This window comes from Streptomyces sp. NPDC059851, from assembly GCF_042732005.1.
Classification (GTDB): Bacteria; Actinomycetota; Actinomycetes; order Streptomycetales; family Streptomycetaceae; genus Streptomyces.
In genome coordinates this window covers 1-5,629 of record NZ_JBHWJJ010000248.1, presented here as the reverse complement: position 1 = coordinate 5,629, position 5,629 = coordinate 1, and the positions used below count along the sequence as shown (strand labels likewise).

General features: G+C 73.4%; 1 protein-coding gene. It reads left to right on the top strand.

What is annotated here, in order from left to right; translation table 11 throughout:
• On the top strand, positions 1 to 5,629 hold a 5,629-nt coding region (locus ACFV7Q_RS38245; RefSeq protein ID WP_385435563.1), incomplete at both ends, for a type I polyketide synthase.

Below are 5,629 nucleotides of genomic sequence, written 5' to 3'. Positions count from 1 at the left end.
CTGGCGATGCAGCACGGGGTGCTGCCGCAGACCCTGCACGTGGACGCCCCGACCCCGCACGTGGACTGGTCGGCCGGCGACGTGGAACTGCTGACGCAGGCCGTGGACTGGCCGGAGACCGGCCGCCCGCGCCGCGCCGGCATCTCCTCCTTCGGCATCAGCGGGACCAACGCCCACACGATCATCGAGCAGGCCCCGGACACCGAGCCGCCGGCGGAAGCCGACGCGCGCCCGGCGGACCGGCCTGCCGCCGCCCGTGTCCTCCCGTACCTCCTCTCCGGGAGGAGCAAGGAAGCCCTCCAGGCGCAGGCGGCAGCGCTGGCTGCCCACCTCGACGCCGCCGGGAACGGCACCGTGGACGCGGTCGACGTGGCACACTCCCTCGCTGCCGGCCGCGCCCACCTCGACCACCGCGCCGCCGCCGTCCTGACCGGTGGGAACGTCGAGGACCTGCAGGACGTCCTGAAGGCGATCGCCGCAGGCGGGTCCGCGCCCCGGACCGCGACGGGAACGACCGGTGACGGCCGTACCGCCTTCCTCTTCACCGGGCAGGGCAGCCAGCGCCTCGGCATGGGCCAGGAGCTGTACGGCACCCATCCTGCTTTCGCGGACGCGCTGGACGCGGTCTGCGCCCGCCTGGACGCGGTACTCGACAGGCCGCTGAAGGAGGTGCTGTTCGGTTCCGATGCTGCTGTGCTGGACCGGACGGAGTACACGCAGCCGGCGCTGTTCGCGGTCGAGGTGGCGTTGTTCCGGCTCGTGGAGTCGTGGGGTGTGCGGCCGGACTTCGTGTCCGGGCACTCGATCGGTGAGATCGCCGCCGCGCACGTCGCCGGGGTGTTGTCCCTGGATGACGCGTGTGCGCTGGTCGCGGCCCGCGGCCGGCTGATGCAGGCGCTCCCGGCCGGCGGGGCCATGATCGCCGTCCAGGCGTCGGAGGACGAGGTCCTGCCGCTGATCGGCGAGGGCGACCGGGTGAGCATCGCCGCGGTCAACGGCCCGCAGGCCGTCGTCATCGCCGGCGACGAGGACGCGGCGGTCGCCGTTGCCGGGTCCTTCCAAGCCCGGGGGCGGAAGACCAAGCGCCTGACGGTGAGCCACGCGTTCCACTCGCCGCACATGGACGGCATGCTGGAGGACTTCCGCGCGGTGGTGGCGGGGTTGACCTTCACGGCACCGGCCGTTCCGATCGTGTCGTGTCTGACGGGCGCCGTCGTCACCGATGAGATGGGTTCGGCGGAGTTCTGGGTGCGGCACGTCCGTGAGGCCGTGCGGTTCCTGGACGGGGTCCGTGCCCTGGAGGCCGCCGGCGTGACGGCGTACGTCGAGCTCGGCCCCGACGGTGTGCTGTCCGCACTGGCCCAGGACTGCCTGACCGACACCCCGCACGCCGCCTTCGCCGCCGTGCTCCGCTCCGGCCGGCCCGAGGCCGAGACCCTGGTCACCGCCCTGGCGCAGGCCCACGTCCATGGTGTGGCCGTGGACTGGGCAGCGTATTTCGCGGGTACGGGTGCCCGGCGGGTGGGGCTTCCGACGTACGCGTTCCAGCGGCAGCGGTTCTGGCCGAGTGCGGCGGCGTTCGTGGCCGGGGACCCGGAGTCGATCGGTCTGGGCGATGCCGGGCACCCGTTGTTGGGTGCCGCGGTGACGCTCGCGGACTCGGGGGGTGTGCTGCTCGCGGGTCGGTTGTCGCTCGACACCCATGCGTGGCTCGCCGATCACCTCATCCACGGTGCTGCTCTGCTGCCGGGTACGGCGTTCGTGGATCTGGCGATCCGTGCCGGTGACCAGGTCGGTTGTGACGTGGTGGAGGAGCTGACGCTGGAGGCGCCGCTCGTCCTGCCCGAGCGGGGCGGTGTCCAGCTCCAGCTCGTGGTCGAGGCGCCGGACGCCGGCGACCGACGGCCGTTCGCGGTGTACTCCCGCCGCCAGGACGCCCTCGCCGAGGAGCCGTGGACCCGCCACGGGTCCGGTGTCCTCGCGACCGGTGCCCGGGCGGAGACCGAGCAGGCGTTCGCCGAGCTGGGTGCCTGGCCGCCGGCCGGCGCCCTGCCGGTCGATGTCCGAGGGCTCTACGCGGAGCTGGCCGAGCAGGGCGTGTCCTACGGGCCGCTGTTCCAGGGGCTCAAGGCGGCCTGGCGCCGTGGCACCGAGCTGTTCACGGAGGTCGTGCTGCCGGAGGACGGTCGCGGTGACGCGGCCCGGTTCGGGCTCCACCCGGCACTGCTCGACGCCGGTCTGCACGCCATCGGACACAGCGAGCACACCGAGCAGGCCGATGCCGGTGCCCTCCTGCCCTTCGTCTGGGCCGGTGTCTCGCTCCACGCGGTGGGCGCCTCGGCCCTCCGGATGCGGCTGACCCCGGCTTCGGCCGCGGACCCGCACACCCTGGCCCTGCTGGTCGCCGACGAGACCGGACGGCCGGTGGCGTCCGTCGAGTCGCTGACGCTGCGCCCGGCCTCCGCCGACCAGGTCCACGCGGCCGGCGGCAACCTGGAGTCGCTGTTCCGGGTGGAGTGGACGCCCGTCTCCGCAGCCCCTGGCGCGGCCGCCGCATCCGGCGACCTCCGGTGGGCCGTGCTGGGGCAGGACGAGATCGGCCTGGGTGCGTCGGCCGGCCCGGGCACCCGGGTCACCGCGTACGCCGACCTGCCCGAACTGGATGCCGCTCTCGCAGCCGGCGAACCGACTCCGGACGCCGTCTTCGTCCTCCCGGCCGCCGTCGAGCCTTCCGAGGACACGGTCGGTTCCGTCCACGGCGCAGTGAACGAGGCACTGGCGACGCTCCAGGAATGGCTGGCGGAGGAGCGCTTCACAGGCACGCCTCTGGTGTGGCTGACGTCGGGTGCGGTGGCCGTCGAGCCCGGTGAGGGTGTGCGGGACCTGGCGGGCGGCGCGGTACGGGGCCTGCTGCGCTCGGCGCAGTCGGAGAACCCCGGCCAGCTCGTCATGATCGACCTCTCACCCGAGCGGGACCCGGCATCGGTGGCGGCGATTCCCGCCGCGCTGGCGGCCGGGGAGCCGGAGCTGGCGGTCCGCGGTGGTGTCATCACTGCTCCGCGCCTGGTGCGTGTGGCGTCGTCGCAGAGCGCGGCCGGGTCCCCGGTCACGGTGCTGGGGGAGCGGGCCGGCACGGTGCTGGTCACCGGTGCGACCGGTGGTCTGGGCCGGCTGTTCGCCCGGCACCTCGTGACCGCGTACGGGGTACAGCGCCTCCTGCTCACCAGCCGGCGTGGTACGGCTGCCGCCGGTGCTGCCGAACTGGTTTCTGAGCTGTCCGGGTTGGGTGCTCACGTTGATCTCGTCGCCTGCGATGTGGCGGACCGGGAGGCGTTGGCCGGGTTGCTGGCGTCCGTGCCGGTCGAGCACCCGCTGACCGGCGTGGTCCACACGGCGGGCGTCCTGGACGACTGCATCCTGGCCTCGTTGACTGCGGAGCGCGTGGCGACCGTACTGCGTCCGAAGGTGGACGCGGCATGGAACCTCCATGAGCTGACCCGGGACCTCGACCTCTCCGCCTTCGTCCTCTTCTCCGGTGCCGCGGCCGCGTTCGGCGCGGCCGGTCAGGCGAACTACGCCGCCGCCAACGCCTTCCTGGAAGCGTTGGCCGAGCAACGGCGTGCCGAGGGGCTGACCGCGACTGCGCTCGCCTGGGGTCTGTGGGCCCCGCAGCCCGGCAGCGGCGCCGACGGTGGCATGGCGGGTCAGCTCGACGAGGTGGACCTGCGCCGTATCGCCCGCGACGGCGTGGCCGCCCTCGCCGCCGAGGAGGGCCTGGCCCTCTTCGACACGGCGATGACGGTGGACGCGCCGGTCCTGCTGCCGATGCACCTCGACGTGGCGGTGCTGCGTGCGCAGGCGGTGTCGGCGGGCTCGACCCCGGCCCTGCTACGTGCTCTGGTGCGCGTACCGGCGCGCCGGACGGTGGAGCGGCGCGCCGGTGGCGGCGCGGATGGCGGTTCGCCTTTGGCGGCGCGTCTGCTGGCCCTGCCGGCGGCGGAGCACGAGGGCGTGTTGCTGGACCTGGTGTGTGGTCGGGTCGCGGCCGTGCTCGGCCACACCGGTGCGGAGGCGGTCGACGCCGAGCGTGCCTTCCGGGACCTCGGCTTCGACTCCCTCACCGCCGTCGAACTGCGCAACGTCCTCAAGACGGAGACGGGCCTGCGGCTGCCCCCGACGTTGATCTTCGACTACCCGACCCCGGCCGCGCTGTCCCGGCACCTGCTGGCCGAGCTCGCGCTGATTGCCGACCTCGACGGCCAGAGCGGCGTACGCGGGCAGATGGCGGCACCCGTACGGTCGACCACCGCTGTCACCGACGACCCGATCGTGATCGTGGGCATGGGCTGCCGCTTCCCCGGGGGCATCCGCACGCCCGAGGACCTGTGGCAGCTCGTCGCCACCGGTGGCGACGGCATCACCGCCTTCCCGGCCGACCGCGGCTGGAACGTGGAGGCCCTGTACCACCCGGACCCGGACCATGCGGGCACCTCCTACACGCGTGAGGGTGGGTTCCTGCTCGATGCGGCCGAGTTCGACCCGGCGTTCTTCGGGATCTCGCCGCGAGAGGCCCTCGCCATGGACCCGCAGCAGCGGCTGCTGCTGGAGACCTCGTGGGAGGCGTTCGAGCGGGCCGGCATCGACCCGACGACGATGCGGGGCAGCCGTACCGGTGTCTTCGCGGGTGTCATGTACCACGACTACGTGTCGGGCATCGGCATCGGCGACGGCGCAGGATCCGGCGAGGAGCTGCCCGAGGGCGTCGAGGGCTACCTCGGCACCGGCAACGCGGGCAGCATCGCCTCCGGCCGGATCGCCTACACCTTCGGCCTGGAGGGGCCGGCGGTCACGGTCGACACGGCGTGCTCGTCGTCGCTGGTCGCCCTGCACTGGGCCATCCAGGCACTGCGCAACGGCGAGTGCGACATGGCCCTCGCCGGTGGTGTCGCGGTCATGGCCACCCCCGAGACGTTCATCGACTTCAGCCGCCAGCGCGGGCTCGCAGTGGACGGCCGCTGCAAGTCGTTCGCGGACGGTGCGGACGGCACGGGCTGGGCCGAGGGCGCGGGCATGCTGCTCGTCGAACGCCAGTCGGACGCGCTCCGCAACGGCCACCCCGTCCTCGCCGTGGTGCGCGGATCCGCGATCAACCAGGACGGTGCCAGCAACGGGCTCACCGCCCCGAACGGCCCGTCGCAGCAGCGGGTGATCCGCGAGGCCCTGGCCGTGGCCGGCCTGACGACGGCGGACGTGGACGCGGTGGAGGCGCACGGCACCGGTACGCGCCTCGGTGACCCCATCGAGGCGCAAGCGCTGCTGGCGACGTACGGCCAGGACCGGCCGGAGGGCCGTCCGTTGCTGCTGGGCTCGATCAAGTCGAACATCGGGCACACGCAGGCCGCTGCCGGTGTCGCCGGCCTGATCAAGATGATCATGGCGATGCGGCACGGGGTGCTACCGAAGACCCTGCACGTGGATGCCCCGTCAAGCCGGATCGATTGGGAGGCCGGTGACGTCGACCTGCTGACGGAGGCCGTGGAGTGGCCGGAGACCGGCCGTCCGCGCCGGGCGGGTGTCTCGTCCTTCGGCATCAGCGGCACCAACGCCCACACCCCACGCCGCCTACAAC